Origin of the sequence: Sphaerotilus sp. FB-3 (genome assembly GCF_023706025.1) — a bacterium.
Lineage (GTDB): Bacteria > Pseudomonadota > Gammaproteobacteria > Burkholderiales > Burkholderiaceae_C > Sphaerotilus > Sphaerotilus sulfidivorans.
Genome location: NZ_BQWE01000046.1, coordinates 1 through 21,704 on the forward strand (window position 1 = coordinate 1; position 21,704 = coordinate 21,704).

Sequence of the window (21,704 nt, forward strand, 5' to 3'; positions counted from 1 at the left end):
CGAAGAAGCGCCGGTAGCTCGCCTCCAGTCGCTTCAGGGTCTGCTGCTGCGCCTGCACGGGGGTTTCGGCCAGCCACGCCGTGTCCGGGTCGTTGCGCCACACGGTCAGCCAGCGGCACATCGCAGCAAAGCCCGCGAACTTCTCGCCAGCGGCCCGCAGTCGCTGCTGCTCGCCGATGGCCCGGTTCCACACCCAGCGGCACGACCCGGCGAACCGGCGCAGGGTGTGCGCGGTGCCGGGTGTGGGGCGCAGCTGGAAGCGGAAGGCTCGAATGGGCATGATTGATACTGTATATAAAAACAGTCAACCATGCCACAGGAAACTCGACCACCAAGCCAATGGCTCGCTGCGCGAGCCTGCGCTCTGCATCCCCGCCCTGAAGGACGGGGCTTCTCGCGCTTTCTGGTGACGCCGCCTCACTACGGCCCATGCGGCCGCATCGGCGAACGGGCCAGTGCCAGCGATGCGGCGGCGGTTCGGGTCTCCACGCCGAGCTTCTCGTAGACATGCTCGAGGTGCTTCTTGACGGTGGCCGGGCTGCTGCCCAGGATGTCGCCGATGTCGCGGTTGGTCTTGCCCCGGGCGACCCAGTAGAGCACCTCGGCCTCGCGCGGGGTCAGGCCGAAGGCCAGCGACAGCGCCTCCAGCGCGGCCGCATCATCGGCCTCGCGCAGCACCAGCAGCCACTGGCCGTCGCCGGAAGCCTCGTGCAGCGTGAAGCGCAGCCGCCGCCCGCTGGCCGCCGCATCGACCACCAGCGAGGGCGAGCCCGGCACCGGCCCCTCCTCCAGCCCGACCAGCCGTGCCGTCTCGCGCTGCAGCCAGGCCAGCACCGCCACCGGCGCGCGCCGGCCCTCGGAGGCGAAATGCTGCTCCAGCATCTGCCGCGCCAGCGAGGTCTGCCAGACGATGCGCCCGTCGTGCATGCGCACCATCAGCGTGGCGTGGCCGAAGGCGTCGAGCGCGTTGCGCGCCTGCTGCTGCTCGCGCGCGGCCAGCGAGTGCGCGGTGATGCGCGCGATCACCTCGCGGGCGCGGATCGGCTTGGTCACATAGTCGGTGCCGCCGGCGGCGAAGGCGGCCACCACATGCTCGGTCTCGGTCAGGCCGGTCATGAAGATGATCGGAATCGCGGCGGTGCGCGCCTCGGCCTTGAGCCGGCGCGCGACCTCGAAGCCGTCCATGCCCGGCATCATCGCGTCGAGCAGGATCACGTCGGGCTGGGCGCGCAGCGCACGCTCGAGCGCGCTGGGGCCGTCGGTGGCCACCAGCACGGTGTAGCCCGACTCGTCGAGCGTGTCGTGCAGCACCGCGAGGTTGTCGGGCACGTCGTCGACGATCAGCACCACATCGGCGCGGCGGTCAGCGGGAGCGTTCATCGGTGTCGTCATGGCCATCGCGTGGGTCGTCCTCATCCAGCGTCCTGCGCAGCAGTCCGTTCATCGCGTCGAGCTGGAACTGGCGCGCCAGCGCGCGCAGCCGCCCGACCAGCCCGGCGCATTCGGGCTGCGCGGCCTCGATGCGGTCGAGCTCGCGCATCACGCCGCGCACATGTCCGATGCCGATCGCATCCCGCAGCGCGCGCAGCCGCTCCGGGTCGATGCGCAGCGGCACCTCCGGCGCCTGCGGCCGGGCCGACGCGCCCGGCGCGTGCAGGACCGGTTCCGCGGCAGGCGCCTCGGCCTCGATCCACTGCAGCGCCAGGCGCCGGCCCAGCCAGTCGAGCAGCTCGCTGACCCGCACCGGCTTGACCAGGAAGTCGCCCGGCTCGATGCCCACATCGTTGTCCAGGCCCTTGTCGAAGGCGTTGGCCGAGACGATCGCCGCTGGCGTGCCCGCCGGCAGCAGGCCCTGGACGCGGATGCGGCGCAGCGTCTCCCAGCCGTCGATGCCGGGCATGGCCAGGTCCATGAAGATCGCGTCGGGCAGGGCGCCGCCCGCCTCCTGCAGCGCGCGCAGGCATTCCTCGCCGCTGGCGGCCTGGCGGATCGTGAAGCCCAGCGGTTGCAGCAGGCTGACGATCAGGCCGCGGTCGACCTCCTCGTTGTCGACCACCCAGATGCAGCGCGGCCGGCCGGCCACCCCGATGCGCCGGCGCACCGGCGCCGGCCGGCCGGCCGCGCCGTCGTGCACCTCCGGCAGGAACAGCCGCAGCCGGAAGGTGGTGCCGCGGCCGGGCTGGCTGTCGACCGTCAGCTCGCCGCCCATCAGGTCGGCGAGCATGCGGCTGATCGTCAGCCCCAGACCGGCGCCGCCGCTGACGCTGCCGCCAGCGGCCGCCGAGCCGCGCTCGAAGGGCTCGAAGATGCGCGCCATCTCCTCGGCCGTCATGCCCGGGCCGGTGTCGACGACCTCGAAGCGGGCGATCTCGCGTGCGTACTGCAGCCGCAGCACCACCTCGCCCTCGCGGGTGAACTTGATCGCGTTGCCGACGATGTTGATCAGGATCTGGCGCAGCCGCTTGTCGTCGGCGCGCACGCAGGCCGGCGCGCCGGCGATCTCGCTGCGGAAGACCAGGCCCTTGGCGGCGGCCTGCAGCTCCAGCAGCCGGGTGATCTCGCCCAGCGTCTCGGCGAAGCGCATCGGGCGAACATCCAGGCGCAGCCGGCCGCTCTCGATGCGCGCCAGGTCCAGCGTGCCCTCGATCAGCGACAGCAGGTGGTCGCCGCCGCGACGGATGACGCTGACGGCCTGGCGGCGCTGCGGCGGCATCGTCTCGTCCTCTTCGAGCAGCTGGGCATAGCCGAGGATGGAGTTCAGCGGCGTGCGCAGCTCATGGCTGATCGTGGTGATGTAGCGGCTCTTGGCGAGGTTGGCCGACTCGGCCACCTGCTTGGCCTGCTGCAGCGCCAGATCGGTCTGGCGGTGCGACTCGATCTCGCGGCGCAGCGCCAGCGTCTGCTCGTGCAGCGCCTGGGTCTGGCGGTTGGCTTCCTCCTGCGCCACCTGGCGGCTCTTGTGCGCCAGCACCAGCCACCAGGCGATCACGCCCGACACCAGCGCCAGCGTCGGCAGCACCAGCTCGCGGCGCATGCCGGCCAGCAGCGCCAGCAGCGGCAGCAGCACCGCCATCATCAGCAGATAGTGGCCGAGACCGCGCTCCAGATAGGGCCAGACCGGGCGCGGCAGCAGCCGGCGCAGCGCCCCGGCCCACTGCACCGACAGATGCGCCTGCGGCAGCTTGCACAGGTCATGGCAGCGCACGTCGAGCGTGCAGCACAGCGAGCAGATCGCGCCGCGGTAGGCAGGGCAGTGCGTCATGTCCTCGCCCTCGTACTCGCGCTCGCAGACGGTGCAGCGCTGCGGCGCGGCATAGCGGCGGTAGGTGTCGCCGCCGTCGTCCACCCGGGGCGCCAGGTAGAAGCGCCCGCGCGTGGCCCAGGCCAGCAGCGGAGAGACGAGCAGCGCCGTCACCAGCGCGATCGGCGCCGACCAGGCCTGCGCCATCGCCCCGAAGACGCCCAGATAGGCCGCCACCGACACCAGCGAGGCCGCGCCCATCGCGCCGACGCCGACCGGATTGATGTCGTAGAGATGCGCGCGGCGGAACTCGATGCCCTTCGGGCTCAGGCCCAGCGGCTTGTTGATGACCAGATCGGCCACCACCGCCATCATCCAGCTGATGGCGATGTTGGAGTACAGGCTCAGCACGCCGCCGAGCGCCTGGAAGACCTCCATCTCCATCAGCATCAGCGCGATGCCGGTGTTGAACACCACCCAGACCACCCGCCCCGGATGGCTGTGCGTGATGCGCGAGAAGAAGTTCGACCAGGCCAGCGAGCCGGCATAGGCGTTGGTGACATTGATCTTCAGCTGCGAGATCACCACGAAGACCGCGGTGGCCGCGACCGCCCAGCCGTAGTGCGGGAAGACATACTCGTAGGCGGCCAGATACATCTGGTTCGGGTCGACCGCGCGCTCGATCGGCACCATGTGGCCGATCGCCAGCGAGGCCAGCAGCGCGCCGCCCAGCATCTTCAGCACGCCGAACACCACCCAGCCGGGGCCGCCGGTGACCACGCCGGCCCACCAGCGCAGCCGGTTCTCGCGCGTGCGCTCGGGCATGAAGCGCAGGTAGTCGGCCTGCTCGCCCATCTGCGTGAACAGCGCGATGCCCACCGTCATCGCCGCGCCGAAGGCCTGCGGACTGAAGCCGGTCAGGTCGGACTCGCCGCCGTAGGCCATCAGCGCATCGATCACGCCCGGGTTCTCGTGCAGCACGAAGGCATAGGGCAGCACCAGCATCAGCGCCCACAGCGGCTGGGTCCAGACCTGCAGCCGGCTGATCACCGTCACCCCGTGCGTGACCAGCGGCAGCACCACCGCCGCACAGATCAGATAGCCCCAGGCCGGCGGAATGTCGAAGGCCAGCTCCAGCGCATAGGCCATCACCGCCGCCTCGAGCGCGAAGAAGATGAAGGTGAAGCTGGCGTAGATCAGCGAGGTCAGCGTCGAGCCGATGTAGCCGAAGCCCGCGCCGCGGGTCAGCAGGTCCATGTCGACGCCGTGGCGCGCGGCGTAGACGCTGATCGGCAGACCCGCCAGGAAGATGATCAGCCCGGTGGCCAGGATGGCCAGCGCGGCATTGACGAAGCCGTGCTGCACCAGCAGCGTCGCACCCACCGCCTCCAGCACCAGGAAGGCACCTGCGCCGCCCAGCGAGGTCACCGCCACCCGGCCGATGCTCCAGCGCCGACTGCTGCGCGGCGCGAAGCGCAGCGCATAGTCCTCCAGCGTCTCGCTGGCGACCCAGTCGTTGTAGTCGCGGCGGATCTTGATGACGCGCTGCACCGGCTCGCCGGCCACGCTCGCGCCGCCCGCCCCGCAGGCTGGCCCGATTTCTGCCTGCAGGCCTGTTGCCGATGTGTTTCCGACCGCGCTCATGGGGGCGGAAGCACTCAAGAAACGCACCAGCCCGGTCTGCCGCCTGTCAGACCGGCCGAAGTCACGTCCGCACCTGCACCATGGAACTCACCCCTCGCGAGAAGGACAAGCTGCTGATCTTCACCGCCGCGCTGCTGGCCGAGCGCCGCAAGGCCCGCGGCCTGAAGCTCAACTACCCGGAGGCGGTCGCGCTGATCACCGCCGCGATCATGGAAGGCGCGCGCGACGGCAAGTCGGTCGCCGAGCTGATGAGCGAGGGCAAGACCGTGCTCTCACGCGCCGACGTGATGGAGGGCATCGCCGAGATGATCCCCGAGATCCAGGTCGAGGCCACCTTCCCCGACGGCACCAAGCTGGTGACCGTGCACCAACCGATTGCATGAACCAGGTCGGTGCGCACCAGTGTGGCGCATCGATGATTCCTTCCCCCTGCCCTGCTCCCGACCATGAAGAAGACCGCCTCCCTGCTGTCCGCCGCGCTGCTGAATCTTGGCGCCGCGCTGCCTGCGCTTGCCCACGAGGGCCACGGCCTGCCTGGCAGCGCGCACTGGCACTCGACCGACGTGATCGGCTATCTGCTCGCCGCAGGCATCGTCGCGCTGCTGTGGTTCAACCGCCGCAAGTGATCCGGGCCGAGCACCGTCGATCGGCCATCACCCACGGAGACGCCGCATGATTCCCGGAGAACTCTTCACCGACGCAGGCGAGCACCTGCTCAACCCCGGCCGGCGCACGCTGACGCTGGTGGTCGAGAACGCCAGCGACCGGCCGATCCAGGTCGGCTCGCACTACCACTTCGCCGAGACCAACGCCGGCCTGCGCTTCGACCGCGCGGCCGCGCACGGCATGCGGCTGAACATCGCCAGCGGACTGGCGGTGCGCTTCGAGCCGGGCCAGCAGCGCACCGTCGAGCTGTGCGATTTCGCCGGCGACCGGCAGGTCTGGGGCTTCCGCGGCCTGGTGCAGGGAGCGCTCTGACATGACGACATCGAAAGCCACCTTCCCCCGCCGCGCCTATGCCGAGATGTTCGGCCCGACGGTGGGCGACCGCCTGCGCCTGGCCGACACCGACCTGATCATCGAGGTCGAGCAGGACCTGACCCTGCGCGCCGGCGGCTACGGCGAGGAGGTCAAGTTCGGCGGCGGCAAGACCATCCGCGACGGCATGGGCCAGAGCCAGCGCCCGAACGGGCCCGGCGCCGATGCCGCGGTCGACTGCGTCATCACCAACGCGCTGATCCTCGACCACTGGGGCATCGTCAAGGCCGACATCGGCCTGCGGGGCTCGCGCATCGCCGCGATCGGCAAGGCCGGCAACCCGGACGTGCAGCCCGGCGTCGACATCGTCATCGGCCCCGGCACCGAGGTGATCGCAGGCGAGGGCCTGATCGTCACCGCAGGCGGCATCGACACCCACATCCACTGGATCTGCCCGCAGCAGATCGAGGAGGCGCTGACCTCGGGCGTGACCACGATGATCGGCGGCGGCACCGGCCCGGCCACCGGGACGTTTGCCACCACCTGCACGCCGGGGCCCGAGAACCTCGCGCGCATGCTGCAGGCGGCCGACGCCTTCGCGATGAACATCGGCTTTCTCGGCAAGGGCAACGCCAGCCGCCCGGAAGCCCTGCGCCAGCAGGCCGAAGCGGGCGCGATCGGCCTGAAGCTGCACGAGGACTGGGGCACGACGCCGGCGGCGATCGACAACTGCCTGAGCGTGGCCGAGGAGACCGACATCCAGGTCGCGATCCACACCGACACGCTGAACGAGTCGGGCTTCGTCGAGGACACGGTCGCCGCCTTCAAGGGCCGCACCATCCACAGCTTCCACACCGAAGGCGCCGGCGGCGGCCACGCGCCCGACATCATGAAGGTGGTGGGCGAGGCCAATGTGCTGCCCTCGTCGACCAACCCCACGCGCCCGTACACCGTCAACACGCTGGACGAGCACCTGGACATGCTGATGGTGTGCCACCACCTCGACGCGTCGCTCGCCGAGGACCTGGCCTTCGCCGAATCGCGCATCCGCCGCGAGACCATCGCCGCCGAGGACATCCTGCATGACCTGGGCGCGATCAGCATGTTCTCGTCGGACTCGCAGGCGATGGGCCGGGTCGGCGAGGTCATCCTGCGCTGCTGGCAGACCGCGCACAAGATGAAGACGCAGCGCGGCAAGCTGCCCGGCGACACCGATCGCCACGACAACGCCCGCGTCAAGCGCTACCTGGCCAAGCTGACCATCAACCCGGCGATCACGCACGGCATCAGCCACGAGGTCGGCTCGGTCGAGGTCGGCAAGTGGGCCGATCTGGTGTTCTGGCGCCCGGCCTTCTTCGGCGTCAAGCCCAGCCTGGTGCTCAAGGGCGGCTTCATCGCGATGGCGGCGATGGGCGACCCGAACGCCTCGATCCCGACGCCGCAGCCGGTGCACTACCGGCCGATGTTCGGCAGCTTCGGCGGCGCGCTCGCGCGCACCTCGCTCACCTTCCTGTCGCAGGCCGCGCAGGCCGGCGGCGTGCCCGAGCGGCTGGGCCTGCGCAAGCAGACCGCCACGGTCAAGGGCTGCCGCACCGTGCAGAAGGCGGACATGGTCCACAACGGCTACACGCCGGTGATGGAGATCGACGCGCAGACCTACTCGGTGCGCGCCGACGGCCTGCTGCTGACCTGCGAGCCGGCCACCAGCCTGCCGATGGCGCAGCGCTACTTCCTGTTCTGACTTCCTGTTCTTAGCCGGGAGGATCCCTGCCGCTGAAAGCCCCCATCGGCGGCAAAGATCCTCACTATTCCGTCGTCAGACTGGCGTCAGCTTCGCTATCGTTCGAAGCATGGCCGCCCTTCCCCACCCCCGCACTCCGTCGCCCGCCGTGGTCCACCTCGGCGAGTTCGTCGACACGCTGGCGGCGCTGCGGCGCGGCCATGTCATCGTCGTGATGGACGCCGACAAGTGCACCTGCATTCTTGACGGCATGGGACTGCAGTGGTCCTTCCGCTCGCTCGACGCCTATGGTCTGGTCGAGGAGTTCGACAACCCGGACGGCTTCGAGGGCCTGCACTACTACCGGCTGACCTCCGACGGCGAGCAGTTCGCCGAGCGTGCGCTGGCCGCCTGGTGCGAGCGCCCCTGGCACCAGCGACTGATGCTGCGCCTGCGAGGCTGACGCGGCCCCCAGAACGCCCGCCCGGCGCATCGCGCAGGCATGTGACTTGCAGCACAATGCGCCGATCATGCTGACCGTCAACAAACTCCTGCCCCAGGGCCGCGGCCTGGCCCGCGTGCTGCTGAACCGTGCGACGACCGTCGAGCTCGACTGGGACGTGCGCCAGAAAAGCCGCTTCGATGCCACCGACAGCGGCGGCCGCCACCTCGGCGTCTTCCTGCCGCGCGGCACGCTGGTGCGTGGCGGCGATGTGCTGGTGGCCGAGGACGGCTCGATGATCAAGGTCATCGCCGCGGCGCAGCCGGTGCTGGAGGTGCGCATCTGCAGCGCGCACGGCACGCCCTTCGACCTGCTGCGTGCGGCCTATCACCTCGGCAACCGCCATGTGCAGCTCGAGCTGCAGCCCGATCACCTCAAGCTCGAACCGGATCATGTGCTGGCCGACATGCTGCGCCAGATGCACCTGATCGTCGCCGAGACGCAGGCCGCCTTCGAGCCCGAGGGCGGTGCCTATGCAGCCGGCCACGGCCACGCGCATGAACATGCGCACGACCATTCGCACGATCACGATCACGGTCATGATCACAGCCACTCGCACGCACCGGCACCCGCGCCGAGCGCCTCGGCGCGCGGCCGCCCGATCGGCATCGCGGTGCGTTCCGAGGCCGCGCCGCATGTGCACGGCCCCGGCTGCGGCCACGACCACTGAACCCTGATCACCGAGCCCTGATTCCCGATGCCGAAGGTGATCTCCCGGCCGGCGCCGCTGACGGCGACCGCGCTGCTGCAGCTGATGTGGCTGGCCTCGCCGGCGCTGCCGGTGGGCGGCTTCAGCTATTCCGAAGGGCTGGAGGCGGCGGTCGACACCGGCCGCGTCCATGACGAGGCCACCGCCGGCGCCTGGATCGTCGACCAGCTGCACCTGACGCTGGCGCGCGCCGACCTGGCGGTGGTGGCCGGTGCGCACCGTGCCTGGTCGCGCGGCGACACGGCGCGCATCGCCGAACTCAACGACTGGGTGCGGCTGACCCGCGAGACGATGGAGCTGCGGCTGCAGACCGAGCAGATGGGCCGCTCCCTGGTCGAGTGGCTGCGCACGGTGGACACCGCCGCCATGGCCGACGGCAGCGAGCCCGACGGCCGCATCGCGCAGCTGGCGGCGCTGCGGCCCGCGCCGACCTGGCCGGTGGCCTTCGCGCTGGCGGTGCACCGCACCGGCGCGCCGCTGCGCGAGGCGCTGCTCTCGCATGCCTTCGGCTGGACCGAGAACATGGTCCAGGCCGCGATCAAGGCGGTGCCGCTCGGCCAGAGCGCCGGCCAGCGCATGCTCGCCACGCTGATCGCGACGATGCCGCAGGCGGTCGATCAGGCGATCTCGCTGCCGGACGCCGAGCGCCAGGCCCACGCGCCGATGCTGGCCATCCTGTCGGCCCGGCACGAGACGCAGTATTCACGGCTGTTCCGCTCATGAGCCTGAAGACCGAGCGCACCGCCGCGACATCCGGCGGCGTGCGTGCGCTGCTGTCGCGCCCCGCCTACGCCTGCTACTGGCTGACCCGGGTGCTGACCCAGATGGCCTCGCAGATGATGATGGTCGCGCTAGGCTGGCAGATGTACGACCTGACCGGCAGCGCCTGGGACCTGGGCCTGGTCGGACTGGTCCAGTTCCTGCCGGCGCTGCTGCTGACGCTGCCGGCCGGCCACATCGCCGACCGCCATCACCGCGGCCGCGTGATGATGGCCGCCACCGCGCTGCAGGCGCTGGCGGCGCTACTGCTGGCCGCCGGCACGCACGGCGGCTGGATGGACCGCACGCTGATCCTGGCGGTCTCGGCGCTGCTGGGCATCGGCAAGGCCTTCCAGATGCCGGCCTCGCAGGCGCTGCCGGCGCTGCTGGTGCCGGCGCCGCTGCTGGCGCAGGCGGTGGCCTTCGGCTCGAGCGGCATGCAGGTGGCGATCATCGGCGGGCCGGCCCTGGGCGGCCTGCTCTATGTGCAGGGCGCCGCCACCGTGCACGCCTGCGGCGCGGCGCTGCTGCTGATCGGCTGCATGCTGGCCGCCGCAGTGCGCTACGACCGCCCGCCCGCGCCGAAGGAGCCGGCAAGCTGGCGCAGCGTGCTGGCCGGCATCGGATTCCTGCGCGGCCAGCCGGTGATGCTGGGCGCGATCTCGCTGGACCTGTTCGCGGTGCTGCTGGGCGGTGCGACCGCGCTGCTGCCGATGTTCGCCAAGGACATCCTGCATGTCGGTCCGTGGGGCCTGGGCCTGCTGCGGGCCGCGCCTGCCGTGGGCGCGCTGCTGCTGTCGGTCTGGCTGGCCCAGCATCCGCTCGAGCGCCGGGTCGGGCGCACGCTGATCGGCGCGGTGGCGGTGTTCGGCGTGGCGATGCTGGTGTTCGCGCTGTCGGCCTCGTTCTGGCTGTCGCTGATCGCGCTGGCGGTCTCGGGGGCTGCGGACATGGTCAGCGTGGTGATCCGCCAGACGCTGGTGCAGCTGGAGACGCCCGACGCGATGCGCGGCCGGGTCAGCGCGGTCAACTCGGTCTTCATCGGCGCGAGCAACCAGCTCGGCGAATTCGAGTCGGGCGCCACCGCGGCGCTGCTCGGGCCGGTGGGCTCGGTGCTGCTGGGCGGCGTGGGCGTGCTGCTGGTGGCCGGACTGTGGACCCGGCTCTTTCCGGCGCTGTGGCAGCGCGACCGGCTGCATGCCGGTCAGGGCTGAGTTCAGGACGTGCTCTTCTTCGGACGCGAACCCGCCAAGATCCGCCTCAGGCCTGCAGCGTCAGCGCCGGCAGGCCCTGGATCTCGAAGCGGCCGGTGCCACGCGGGGTGGCCAGGCCGTAGTGGCGGCCATCCGCATCCGGCCAGGCCTCATGGCCGTCGAAGCCGAGGCGGACCGCCCGCTCGAAGGTCAGCCCGTGCGCGGACACCGTCAGGCCGATCGGCCGATCCAGCGACAGCAGCGCCGGCAGCGGCGGGCCGGCCATGTCGCGCAGCCCCAGCAGCAGCGTGCTGCCTTCGCGCTCGACCGACTCGAGGCGCCAGCGGCGATCGCTCGGCCGCACCACCGCAAAGCCCCAGAAGCGGATCTCGCCAAATTCGCGGCCCAGAGCGGCACGCAGGCGAGTCAGCAGCTCATCGACAGGAAGATCGGTCATGCAAGCAAGAGCAGGTCGGGAGAAGAATTCTTGCGCGACCTGGTTCGATCGCGCATTTCTTTACGACCATTTTCATTTCAGACGCGCCATTCACGACCGCTTGAAACGAAACAGCTTGCAAAAGCCGAGCGCAGGCGCGGCGCGCTCAGCCGTTGACCGTGGTGCGCAGGAAATCGATGCCGCGCCGCAGCCAGGTCGAGCCGCGCCCCGAATAGCCCTTGACCACCGCATGACCGACCGTGAACTCGCGGTCGAGCAGCGGCGTGCGCCCATCCAGGCGCAGCGCCAGCCCGCCGAAGGCGAAGCGCTCGGGCAGCGCCGGGCTCATCGACGGGCGGTGGCGCAGCAGCATCGCCGCCTCGCAGGCGGCCAGATCGTCCTCGGCGACCGGGCTGTAGCTGAAGGACAGCGCCTCGCCCGGCGCCAGGCGGCTGCGCCAGCGCGCCAGGTCCCGCGAGCCGGTCACGCACTGGTTGACATTGCTCGACGCGCCCACATGCAGCAGCTCCAGCATGGTCGTCGACTTGTCGAGGTCATCGAAGCGCGCACGGTAGACGCAGAACAGCCCCGGACGGCGCGGCATCAGGCCGCTGTTGAACTCGCTCCAGTAGCCGGAGAAGCGCAGGATCACTTGCGGAACAGCCATCGATCAGCCTCCCCCACGAGGCAGGTTTTCTCTTGTTGGATGATTGTCATTTCAGGGCGACCGCTGCATTCTGGAAGTGATACCCGCCAGTCCGGATCTGATCCGGCCGTTGCCCCCTCAGGCACGGGATGGCCGGAAATCAGTGCCTGTTGCGACGCAGCATCCTTTTCCCCCCGGAGTCGGGCGGCTTGGCACAATCGGGGCCGTCCAGCTCGGGAGCCCAGCCTCATGCGTCGTGTCGTGTTCAATCAGAAGGGTGGCGTCGGCAAGTCGACGATCGCCTGCAACCTGGCCGCGATCAGCGCCAGCCGCGGGCTGCGCACGCTGCTGCTCGATCTCGATGCACAGGGCAACAGCACCCGCTACCTGCTCGGCGCCGCAGCGGATGCGCCCCAGCCGGATCTGGCGGCCTTCTTCGACCAGACGCTGCGCTTCACGGTGAACCCGAAAGGTGCCGAGGGCTTCGTCGTGCCCACGCCCTTCGAGCATCTGCATCTGATGCCCTCCAGCCCGGCGCTGGAGGAGCTGCAGGGCAAGCTGGAGTCGCGCTACAAGATCTACAAGCTGCGCGACGCGCTCGACGAGCTGGCCGGGCGCTACGACCGCATCTACATCGACACGCCGCCGGCGCTGAACTTCTACACCCGCTCGGCGCTGATCGCCTCGGAGCGCTGCCTGATCCCGTTCGACTGCGACGACTTCTCGCGCCGCGCGCTCTACGCGCTGCTGGAGAACGTGCGCGAGCTGCAGGCCGACCACAACCGCGGCCTGGCGGTCGAGGGCATCATCGTCAACCAGTTCCAGCCGCGCGCGACGCTGCCACGCAAGATCGTCGGCGAGCTGGTGGCCGAGGGCCTGCCGGTGCTCGAGCCCTACCTGTCATCGACGGTGCGAGTGAAGGAATCGCACGAGCAGTCGCTGCCGATGATCCACCTCGACCCGAAGCACAGGCTGACGCAGGAGTTCGTCGCGCTGCACGCGCGGCTGGAGCCGGGCGTGTGAGTTGCCGCGGCGCCTCGGCCTCAGCCCGCGCCGCTGTCGGTCGAGATCGCGTTCAGGGCATGGGCCGGGTGCATCCGTGTGCCGACATGACCGGAGACCAGATGCACGCTGATGACCGGCGGGTGGCAGATCACCGCGCCGAAGAGGGTCGCGAAGGCGGCATCGGCCGCATCACGCCCGCACGCCAGCCGCAGCAGCCCCATCGGGATCGCCGTGCCGGACGGGTCGAACAGATACCAGCGCCCGGAGAGGTAGACCTCCACATAGGCGTGGAAATCAGGGGGCCCCAGCGCAGGATCGGCGCCGAAGTCGAACCCGGTGATGAAGCGTGCGGGCAGGTTCAGAGCCCGGCACAGCGCGATCATCACATGCGCGAAGTCGCGGCAGACCCCGGCGCCATTGTTCAGCGTCGCCAGAGCCGAGGTGCTGCTGTCGGAGGCGCCGCTGCGAAACCCGATGCGCTGGCGCACCCAGTCCCGGATCGCCATCACGCGCAGGCAGCCCCGAGGCAGGGCGCCGAATTCGGCGTTGGCCAAGGCCTGGAGCTGATCCGACTCGCAGTAGCGGCTCGGGTACAGGAACGGCAGGACGTGGGCCGGCAGTCGGGCGACCGGCATCTCGGTCAGCACCTGCGGTGTCTCGACATGGTGAGCCACCTCGACGATCGCATCCGAGTGCAGCATCAGCACGCCCGGGTGCGCGGTGAGCCGGACATGTCGCGTGCGGCTGATCTCGTCGGTGTGCAGATGCAGCCCCACGCGCTGGCTGATCGCCAGTCGCTCCTCGATCACCCGCTGCTGGTGCGTGCGTGCGGCCTGGACGTTGAAGATGAAGTCCGCACCCGGTGCGGCCACCTCGTAGCCCAGGTCGATCGAGAAGCCGATCCGTATCACGTCCGGCTGCTGTAGCCGCCGAAGCTCCGGCCGCCGCCAAAGCCGGACGGGCGCTCCTCGCGGGGACGGGCGATGTTGACGGTGAGCGCGCGACCGTCGACCGACTTGCCGTTCAGCGCGCTGATGGCCGCCTGCGCAGCCGATTCGGAGTCCATCTCGACAAAGCCGAAGCCCTTGGAGCGGCCGCTGTCGCGGTCGGTCATGACGGTGGCGGTGCGCACATCGCCGTGACGGGAGAACTGTTCGTGCAGGTCGGCATTGCTGATGGAGTAGGACAGATTGCCGACGTAGAGCTTGCTGGTCATGGTGTTACCTGATTCGGGAAGAAGAGGAAGCGCAGGAAGCTGCGCTGGAGGCGGCGAGCGGGGCAAGACCCCAGCTCGTGCCGGTACGGGAAAGGATGCGCTGCAGGGCATGGCGCATGGGCGGGACGGCGCGGGCGTCGTGCAGACGGCTGGACAGAGGCGGGCTGGCAGGTGCGGTACACGCTGCCGATCGGAACGAGACGGGGATACGAAGCTTTCGCGAGCCGCTGCGAGAGGTCGGGTCTGGGCAGCGGCGATCAGAAGGTCGAAGGCAGGGGATGCACTTCGTGCGGACGTTGAACTCGCTGTCCGGCGGCTGGAGCACAGGGTTGCTGGCTGTGCGTTCCAGGGGCTGCCAGAACGTGGAGATCACCGCGGCAATCTGCTTTCTGGCGGAAGGAGAGACCAACTGAGATCTCTGAACGATCAGGAGTTTGTCCCGATCGTCGGTCTTTCATCGTAGCACGCTTCTTGCAAATGCGTCGGGGTTTCTCGCCCGCATTTGCAATGCGGCTCAGTGCGCCTCGTCCCAGTTGCGCCCGACGCCCACCTCGGCCAGCAGCGGCACCTTCAGCGCGGCCACGCCGGCCATGCGCGCGGGCACCTCGGCGCGCACCCAGTCCAGCTCGGCCTCGGGCACCTCCAGCACCAGTTCGTCGTGCACCTGCATGACGATGCGGGTGGCGCGGCCCTGGGTGTCGATCGCGTCCTGCACCGCCAGCATCGCGCGCTTGATCAAGTCGGAGGCGGTGCCCTGCATCGGCGCGTTGATCGCCTGGCGCTCGGCGGCTGCGCGGCGCGGGCCGCTGCCGCCGCGGATGTCGACCAGATGGATGCGCCGGCCGAACAGCGTCTCGACATGGCCACGCTCGGCCGCCTGCGCGCGCGTCTCGTCCATGAAGCGGCGCACGCCGGGATAGCGGGCGAAGTAGCGCTCGATGTAGTCGCGTGCGGCCTTGGGCTCGATGCCTAAGCTCTGCGCCAGGCCGAAGGCGCCCATGCCGTAGATCAGGCCGAAGTTGATGGTCTTGGCGTAGCGGCGCTGCTCAGGTGTGACCTCGGCCAGCGGCACGCCGAAGACCTCCGCCGCGGTGGCGCGGTGCACGTCCAGCCCCTCGGCGAAGGCCTGCAGCAGCGCCGGATCGTCCGACAGGTGCGCCATGATGCGCAGCTCGATCTGCGAGTAGTCGGCGCTGACCAGCACATGGCCCGGCGGCGCCACGAAGGCCTCGCGCACCCGCCGACCCTCGGGCGTGCGCACCGGGATGTTCTGCAGATTGGGCTCGTTGCTGGCCAGCCGGCCGGTCACCGCCACCGCCTGCGCGTAGTTGGTGTGGACCCGGCCGGTGTCGGGATTGACCATCTGCGGCAGCTTGTCGGTGTAGGTGCTGCGCAGCTTGGCCAGCGCACGGTACTCCAGCAGCACCGCCGGCAGCGGATAGTCGGCCGCCAGCTCCTGCAGCACCTCCTCGTCGGTGCTGGGCGCGCCGCTGGCGGTCTTCTTCTTCACCGGCAGGCCGAGCTTGCCGAACAGGATCTCGCCGAGCTGCTTGGGGCTGCCGAGGTTGAAGGGCTGGCCGGCGATCTCGTGCGCCTTCGTCTCCAGCTCGACCAGGCGCGCGGCCAGCTCGCGGCTCTGCGCCTCCAGCACCGCAGCGTCGATGCACACGCCGTGGCGCTCGATGCGCGCCAGGAGCGCCGACACCGGCATCTCCAGCGTCTCGTAGATCGCGCGCAGGCCTTCGGCGCCGGGCTCGACCAGCTGCGGCCACAGCGTGCGGTGCACCTCCAGCGTCATCTCGCTGTCCTCGCCCGAGTAGCGGGTGGCCAGATCGACCGCCACCTGCGAGAACGGGATCTGCTTGACGCCCTTGCCGCACAGGTCCTCGTAGCTCAGGCCGCTGCGGCCGAGGTGGCGCTGCGCCAGGCTCTCGAGCGAGTGCGGCCGGTGCGCCTCCAGCACATAGCTCTGCAGCATGGTGTCGTGCTGCCAGCCGCGCACCGCGATGCCGTGGTTGGCGAAGACATGGGTGTCGTACTTGACGTTCTGGCCGACCTTGGCCGCACCGGCATCCTCCAGCCACGGCCGCAGCAGCGCCAGCACCTCGTCGAGCGGCAGCTGCTCGGGCGCGTCGGGGCCGTCATGCGCCAGCGGAATGTAGGCGGCCTCGCGCGGCTGCACCGACAGGCTGATGCCGACCACGCGTGCGCGCATCGGATCGAGCGAATCGGTCTCGGTGTCGAGCGCGACCAGCTCGGCCGCGCGCACCCTGTCCAGCCAGACAGCGAGGGCCTCGCGGGTCAGCACCGTCTCGTGCTGCGGCGCGGCGACCGCCGCATCGGGGGCGGGCGCCTCAGTGGGCGCATCGTCGAAGGCGAACAGGTCGCCGGTCTCGCCGGCACGCGGGCCCAGGGGCGCGGCCGGCGCGGCAGTCGGCGCCTGCGCGGCCGCCTCGGCGGCGATCTCGCGCTCGATCTCGGTGCGCCAGGTGCGGAAGCCGTGGCGCACCAGGAAGTCCAGCAGGCCGGCGCGGTCCACCGGCCGGAGCGCCAGCGCGTCGAGAAGCGGCCAGCCCGCCACCTGCGCCGACAGGTCGCAGTCGGTGCGCACCGTGATCAGCTCGCGCCCGGTGGGCAGCCAGCCCAGCGCCTGGCGCAGGTTCTCGCCGGTCACGCCCTTGATCGTGGCGGCCGCGGCCATCACGCCCTCGAGCGAGCCATGCTCCTGCAGCCACTTCACGGCCGTCTTCGGCCCGACCTTGGCCACGCCGGGCACGTTGTCGACCGCGTCGCCGATCAGGGTCAGGTAGTCGATGATGCGCTCGGGGCGCACGCCGAACTTGGCCAGCACGCCGGCCTCGTCGAGCGTCTCGTTCGTCATCGTGTTGACCAGCGTGACCTCCGGGGTGACCAGCTGCGCCAGGTCCTTGTCGCCGGTGGAGATGACCACCCGGTGGCCGCTGGCCGCGGCCACCCGCGCCAGCGTGCCGATGGCGTCGTCGGCCTCGATGCCGGGCACCTCCAGCACCGGCCAGCCCAGCAGCCGCACCACCTCGTGGATCGGCGCGACCTGCGCGCGCAGGTCGTCGGGCATCGGCGCGCGGTGCGCCTTGTACTCGGGATAGATCTCGTCGCGGAAGGTCGGGCCCTTGGCGTCGAAGACGCAGACCGCGTGCTCGCTGGGGATGTCCTTGGCGATGCGGCGCAGCATCGCCACGAAGCCGTGGATCGCGCCGGTGGGCTCGCCGTCGGGGCCGCGCAGGTCGGCCATGGCGTGGTAGGCGCGGTAGAGGTAGCTCGAGCCGTCGATCAGCAGCATCGTCGGGCGGTCGGCGCAGGCGGGGGCATCGTTCATGGCGGAATTGTCGGCGATCGCCCGGCGTGACGCGGCTCACGGACGGCCCCGCCTACAATCCGCGTTTCGCCCGCTCCTCCGCTGCTCGCTGCACTGTTCTCCGATGGCCGTCTTCACCGAAGTCTCCCTCGCCGACGCCCAGGCGCTCGTCGACCGTCTGGGCCTCGGGCCCGTCACCGCGCTGCGCGGCATCGCCTCGGGCATCGAGAACACCAACTATTTCGTGACCACCGAGCGCGGCGAGTGGGTGCTGACGCTGTTCGAGCGCCTGACGCACGAGCAGCTGCCCTTCTACCTGCACCTGATGAAGCACCTGGCCGGGCGCGGCATCCCGGTGCCCGATCCGCAGGCCGACGCCAGCGGCGAGATCCTGCACACCGTCTGCGGCAAGCCCGCGGCGCTGGTGGACAAGCTCTCCGGCGGCCACCAGCTCGCGCCCTCGGTCTGGCACTGCCGCCAGGTCGGCCAGATGCTGGCGCGCATGCACCTGGCCGGGCGTGACTACCCGCGCCAGCAGCCCAACCTGCGCGGCCTGGCCTGGTGGATCGAGACGGTGCCGGTGGTGGTGCCGCACATGGACGAGAGCGCGCGCCGGCTCATCGAGGACGAGCTGGCCTTCCAGCGCCATCTGGCCGAGACCGCCGGCTACCAGGCGCTGCCGCGCGGCCCGGTGCACGCCGACCTGTTCCGCGACAACGTGATGTTCGACGGCCTGCCCGGCCACGAGAAGCTCACCGGCTTCTTCGACTTCTACTTCGCCGGCGTCGACACCTGGCTGTTCGATCTGGCGGTGTGCCTGAACGACTGGTGCATCGACCTGCCCACCGGCCGCCTCGACGAGGACCGCGCCAGCGCGATGGTCGCCGCCTACGACGCCGAATGCCCCCTGAGCGCCGACGAGCTGCGCCTGCTGCCGGCGATGATGCGCGCCGGCGCGCTGCGCTTCTGGACCTCGCGGCTGTGGGACTTCCACCTGCCGCGCGAGGCCTCGATGCTCAAGCCGCACGACCCGACCCACTTCGAGCGGGTGCTGCGCGAACGCGTGGCCAACCCGTGGCACTGGATGCGCGGCTGAAGCGGCGCACGACGGAATCCCGAGCAAGATGAAGCTGCGCCAGACCTCCCCGCGCGACGGCCTGCGCTGGATGATGACCGGCCTGACCCGGCTGCGTGCCGCACCGATGGCGCTGTCCGGCCTGTTCGCGATGGTGATGCTGCTGCTGTCGCTGCTGCTGGGCCTGCCCTGGGTCGGGCCGCTGCTGGTGGCGCTGCTGCTGCCGGCGCTGGGCGCCGGCTGGTACCAGGTCGGCCGGCTGATGCAGGACGGCGGCACGCCCTCCCCGGCCAACCTGCTCGCCCCGCTGCGCAGCCCGGCACGCAAGGTGCTGCTGCAGCTCGGTGCAGCCAAGGCACTGCTGGCCTGGCTGCTGCTGGAGATCGGCGACCTGATCGATCCGGACATGGCCGCCGCCTGGGAAGCCTTCCGTTCCGGCCAGGGCAGCGACGGCACGATGATCGAGGCGGTCGCCACGCTGCAGCAGGGCATGATGCTGCGCGCCGCCCTGCTGCTGCCGCTGCTGCTGGCCTTCTGGCATGCGCCGGCGGTGGCCCTGCGCACCGGCGCCGGCGCGGCCAAGGCGCTGTTCGTCAGCATCACCGCCTCGACGCGCAACATCGGCGCCTTCGTGGTCTACGGCCTGGCCTGGCTGGGCGCCGACCTGATGATGTCGGCGCTGCTGGGCGCGCTGGTGGGCCTGCTTGGCCTGGGCGCGATCGGCATGGTGCTGGTGCTGCCGGCGGTGCTGCTGTTCTCCGCAGGCTTCCATGTGTCGATGCAGGCCAGCGTGGACGGGTGCATCGAGTTCGAGGACTGATTCGAGAAAGAGCCTCATCGTCCACAAGACACCCCCCCTGAACACGGGGTCAGCCACCTCCCCATGATCACGGCGTGAACCTACAGAATCACGCCGTTTTCAATTTTTCAGGCTCAGGGGAAAGAGAATGGCTATCAGTCGATCGGGTACGTCTCTGTCGGACATCATGGCGGGCAGCAGCGGCGCAGACACGCTGCTCGGACTGGGCGGCAATGACACCCTGAGCGGCCTGAGCGGCGATGACTGGCTGGACGGTGGCACAGGCACGGATCTTCTCTACGGAGGAACCGGCAACGATGTCTACGTCATCGACAACGCAGGAGACCGGATCGTCGAATACTTCGGCGAAGGCATCGACCGGGTACAGAGCAGTGTCAGCTGGACGCTCGGCCTGAATCTTGAGCACCTGACACTGACGGGCTCCGCAGCGCTGAACGGCACCGGCAATTCACTGGCCAACCAGATCGTCGGCAACGACGGCGCCAACCGGCTGTCTGGCGGCGATGGCAACGACATGCTCGACGGCGGCCTGGGCAACGACACGCTTGATGGAGGCAATGGCAACGATCTGCTGCGCGGAGGCCTGGGTAACGACAGCCTGTTGGGGCTGGCCGGTGACGACACGCTCGACGGCGGCCTGGGCAACAGCACGCTCGACGGCGGCGACGGCAATGACTCGCTGACCGGCAGTGGCGATCCAAGCCACACCGACCTCCTGATCGGTGGCAACGGCAACGACTGGATTCACGCCCTGTCAGGCCGTGACACGCTGTGGGGCGGCGCGGGCAACGACACGCTGCAAGCCTATGGCGACGGCGTGCAGATGACCGGCGGCACCGGCAACGACTTCCTGTACGGCTCGGGCTCGATGACAGCGTTCTTCAACCGAGGTGACGGCCAGGACACGCTCGGCCAGCGGCCCGATACCGCTTTCGGCAACAACACGCTGCAGTTCGGTACAGGCATCACCAAGTCCGACATCGACGTGCGCGTTTCCGGCAGCGATCTGGTGCTGTCGCTGCGCGGCACGACCGACTCCGTCACGCTGCGACAGTTCTATGCCGCATCAGCATTGACGGGTCCGATCCTGGGCACGCGCATGACCGGCGCCCAGATCGTCCGCTTCGCCGATGGCAGCAAGTGGACGCTCGACGACCTCAAGGCGATCGTCTTCGCCGGCACCGCCGGCAACGATTCGATCCGGGGCACGATTGGCAGCGACACCCTGTCAGGCGGACTTGGCGCAGACACGCTGATCGGCTACGAAGGCAGCGACACCTACATCGTCGACAGCCTGCTCGACCAGGTCATCGAGCAAGCCGGCGCGGGCACCGACACCGTCGTCGCCAGCGTCAGCGGCTGGACCCTCGGCACCAACATCGAGAACCTCACGCTGTCGGGCTCGGCGCTGACCGGCACCGGCAATGCGCAAGCCAACCTCATCACCGGCAACGATCTGGCCAACACGATCTACGGCGTCGACGGCAACGACACGATCCACGGGCTGGCCGGCAACGACTGGCTCGACGGCGGCTACGGCAGCAACACGATCGACGGCGGCGCAGGCAACGACACGATCATCGGCAGCATGATCCACGCCGACTCCATTCTCGGCGGCGACGGCAACGACTCCATCAACGGCGGTTTCGAAGGCGCCGACACGATCCTGGGCGGCGCGGGCAACGACACGATCTCCGCCAACGGCAACGCCATGATCACCGGCGGCACCGGCAGCGATGTCCTGCGCAGCCTCGGCGCGAGCACCTTCGTCTTCAACCGCGGCGACGGTCAGGACGTGATCGGTGCACGCACCGACACCGCGGTCGGCAACAACACGCTCCAGTTCGGCGCCGGCATCACCCAGGCCGATGTCGCGGTCACGCTCTCCGGCAACGACCTCGTGCTGTCGCTGCGCGGCACGACCGACTCGGTCACGCTGAACATGTACCGCAATCCGTGGGTGCCGATGCAGGGCGCCGATCTGGGCGGCCGGCTCTCGGGCGCTCAGATCGTGCGCTTCGCCGACGGCAGCCAGTGGGGCCCCGACGAGCTGCGCACCCTGGCCCTCACCGGCACCGCGAGCAGCGACTTGATCCGCGGCTCCTACTTGGCCGATACCCTCAACGGCAGCGCCGGCAACGACACGCTGATCGGCTACGAAGGCAGCGACACCTACATCGTCGACAGCCTGCTCGACCAGGTCATCGAGCAAGCCGGCGCGGGCACCGACACCGTCGTCGCCAGCGTCAGCGGCTGGACCCTCGGCACCAACACCGAGAACCTCACGCTGTCGGGCTCGGCGCTGACGGGCACCGGCAATGCGCAAGCCAACCTCATCACCGGCAACGATCTGGCCAACACGATCTACGGCGTCGACGGCAACGACACGATCCACGGGCTGGCCGGCAACGACTGGCTCGACGGCG

At 70.0% G+C, this 21,704-nt stretch carries 20 protein-coding genes; 12 read left to right on the forward strand and 8 right to left on the reverse strand.

What is annotated here, in order from left to right:
- From NFT33_RS15415 to NFT33_RS15425, 3 genes are all read right to left on the reverse strand, one after another.
- Positions 1 to 280: helix-turn-helix domain-containing protein (locus NFT33_RS15415; protein ID WP_251676678.1), on the reverse strand; the 280-nt coding region annotated here is incomplete at its 3' end.
- 140 nt (positions 281 to 420) lie between these two features.
- On the reverse strand, positions 421 to 1,380 hold the full coding sequence (locus NFT33_RS15420) for a response regulator transcription factor (protein ID WP_251676681.1): 960 nt from the start codon (positions 1,378 to 1,380) through the stop codon (positions 421 to 423).
- The gene (locus NFT33_RS15425) at positions 1,364 to 4,885 is read right to left on the reverse strand and encodes an ATP-binding protein (protein ID WP_376744173.1); all 3,522 of its coding nucleotides are present in this window, start codon (positions 4,883 to 4,885) and stop codon (positions 1,364 to 1,366) included. The genes NFT33_RS15420 and NFT33_RS15425 overlap by 17 nt, the downstream gene beginning before the upstream one ends.
- 80 nt (positions 4,886 to 4,965) lie before the next feature.
- Here NFT33_RS15425 and ureA point away from each other — a divergent pair, with 80 nt between their 5' ends.
- From ureA to NFT33_RS15465, 8 genes are all read left to right on the forward strand, one after another.
- Complete coding sequence (gene ureA / locus NFT33_RS15430) at positions 4,966 to 5,268, forward strand: urease subunit gamma (RefSeq protein WP_149502656.1); 303 nt, start codon at positions 4,966 to 4,968, stop codon at positions 5,266 to 5,268.
- A 63-nt stretch (positions 5,269 to 5,331) separates the two neighbouring features.
- Positions 5,332 to 5,511, forward strand: a complete 180-nt coding sequence (locus tag NFT33_RS15435) for a hypothetical protein (protein WP_251676683.1) — start codon at positions 5,332 to 5,334, stop codon at positions 5,509 to 5,511.
- A gap of 46 nt (positions 5,512 to 5,557) precedes the next feature.
- Positions 5,558 to 5,863, forward strand: coding sequence for an urease subunit beta (locus NFT33_RS15440; RefSeq protein WP_173804802.1), 306 nt, complete (start codon positions 5,558 to 5,560; stop codon positions 5,861 to 5,863).
- A 1-nt stretch (position 5,864) separates the two neighbouring features.
- Positions 5,865 to 7,604: an urease subunit alpha gene (ureC, locus tag NFT33_RS15445; RefSeq protein ID WP_251676685.1), complete on the forward strand. Its 1,740-nt coding sequence runs from the start codon at positions 5,865 to 5,867 to the stop codon at positions 7,602 to 7,604.
- A 109-nt stretch (positions 7,605 to 7,713) separates the two neighbouring features.
- A complete protein-coding gene (locus tag NFT33_RS15450) occupies positions 7,714 to 8,046 on the forward strand; it encodes a hypothetical protein (protein ID WP_251676687.1) in 333 nt (110 codons plus the stop codon).
- A gap of 67 nt (positions 8,047 to 8,113) precedes the next feature.
- A complete protein-coding gene (ureE, locus tag NFT33_RS15455) occupies positions 8,114 to 8,755 on the forward strand; it encodes an urease accessory protein UreE (protein ID WP_251676689.1) in 642 nt (213 codons plus the stop codon).
- 27 nt (positions 8,756 to 8,782) lie between these two features.
- Entirely contained in the window at positions 8,783 to 9,517 is a 735-nt protein-coding gene (locus NFT33_RS15460) for an urease accessory protein UreF (protein WP_251676691.1), read from the forward strand.
- Complete coding sequence (locus NFT33_RS15465; RefSeq protein WP_259373346.1) at positions 9,514 to 10,767, forward strand: MFS transporter; 1,254 nt, start codon at positions 9,514 to 9,516, stop codon at positions 10,765 to 10,767. The genes NFT33_RS15460 and NFT33_RS15465 overlap by 4 nt, the downstream gene beginning before the upstream one ends.
- A gap of 46 nt (positions 10,768 to 10,813) precedes the next feature.
- Here NFT33_RS15465 and NFT33_RS15470 read toward each other — a convergent pair whose 3' ends face one another.
- On the reverse strand, positions 10,814 to 11,203 hold the full coding sequence (locus NFT33_RS15470; RefSeq protein WP_251676693.1) for a hypothetical protein: 390 nt from the start codon (positions 11,201 to 11,203) through the stop codon (positions 10,814 to 10,816).
- Between the two features lie 145 nt (positions 11,204 to 11,348).
- Complete coding sequence (locus NFT33_RS15475) at positions 11,349 to 11,849, reverse strand: hypothetical protein (protein ID WP_149502647.1); 501 nt, start codon at positions 11,847 to 11,849, stop codon at positions 11,349 to 11,351.
- Positions 11,850 to 12,077: 228 nt separating this feature from the next.
- Between NFT33_RS15475 and NFT33_RS15480 the strand changes: the two genes are divergently transcribed.
- Positions 12,078 to 12,851 (forward strand): ParA family protein, encoded by a 774-nt coding sequence (locus NFT33_RS15480; RefSeq protein WP_251676695.1) that lies wholly within the window; start codon positions 12,078 to 12,080, stop codon positions 12,849 to 12,851.
- 20 nt (positions 12,852 to 12,871) lie between these two features.
- On the opposite strand, the gene NFT33_RS15485 is transcribed toward NFT33_RS15480, so the two are convergent.
- The 3 genes from NFT33_RS15485 to polA all read right to left on the reverse strand — a co-directional run bounded on the left by NFT33_RS15485 (position 12,872) and on the right by polA (position 17,404).
- The gene (locus NFT33_RS15485; protein WP_251676697.1) at positions 12,872 to 13,744 is read right to left on the reverse strand and encodes a transglutaminase-like domain-containing protein; all 873 of its coding nucleotides are present in this window, start codon (positions 13,742 to 13,744) and stop codon (positions 12,872 to 12,874) included.
- Positions 13,741 to 14,049 (reverse strand): RNA recognition motif domain-containing protein, encoded by a 309-nt coding sequence (locus NFT33_RS15490; RefSeq protein ID WP_149502644.1) that lies wholly within the window; start codon positions 14,047 to 14,049, stop codon positions 13,741 to 13,743. Before NFT33_RS15490 ends, NFT33_RS15485 begins: the two co-directional genes overlap by 4 nt.
- Before the next feature lie 514 nt (positions 14,050 to 14,563).
- Positions 14,564 to 17,404 carry a DNA polymerase I gene (gene polA, locus NFT33_RS15495; protein ID WP_251676699.1) on the reverse strand — a complete coding sequence of 947 codons (2,841 nt, stop codon included), beginning with the start codon at positions 17,402 to 17,404 and terminating at the stop codon, positions 14,564 to 14,566.
- A gap of 103 nt (positions 17,405 to 17,507) precedes the next feature.
- Between polA and NFT33_RS15500 the strand changes: the two genes are divergently transcribed.
- From NFT33_RS15500 to NFT33_RS15520, 3 genes are all read left to right on the forward strand, one after another.
- Positions 17,508 to 18,479 carry a homoserine kinase gene (locus NFT33_RS15500; protein ID WP_251676701.1) on the forward strand — a complete coding sequence of 324 codons (972 nt, stop codon included), beginning with the start codon at positions 17,508 to 17,510 and terminating at the stop codon, positions 18,477 to 18,479.
- A gap of 28 nt (positions 18,480 to 18,507) precedes the next feature.
- Positions 18,508 to 19,278: a BPSS1780 family membrane protein gene (locus NFT33_RS15505; RefSeq protein WP_251676703.1), complete on the forward strand. Its 771-nt coding sequence runs from the start codon at positions 18,508 to 18,510 to the stop codon at positions 19,276 to 19,278.
- Between the two features lie 166 nt (positions 19,279 to 19,444).
- The coding region (locus NFT33_RS15520; RefSeq protein ID WP_309296159.1) for a calcium-binding protein at positions 19,445 to 21,704 on the forward strand (2,260 nt) is incomplete at its 3' end.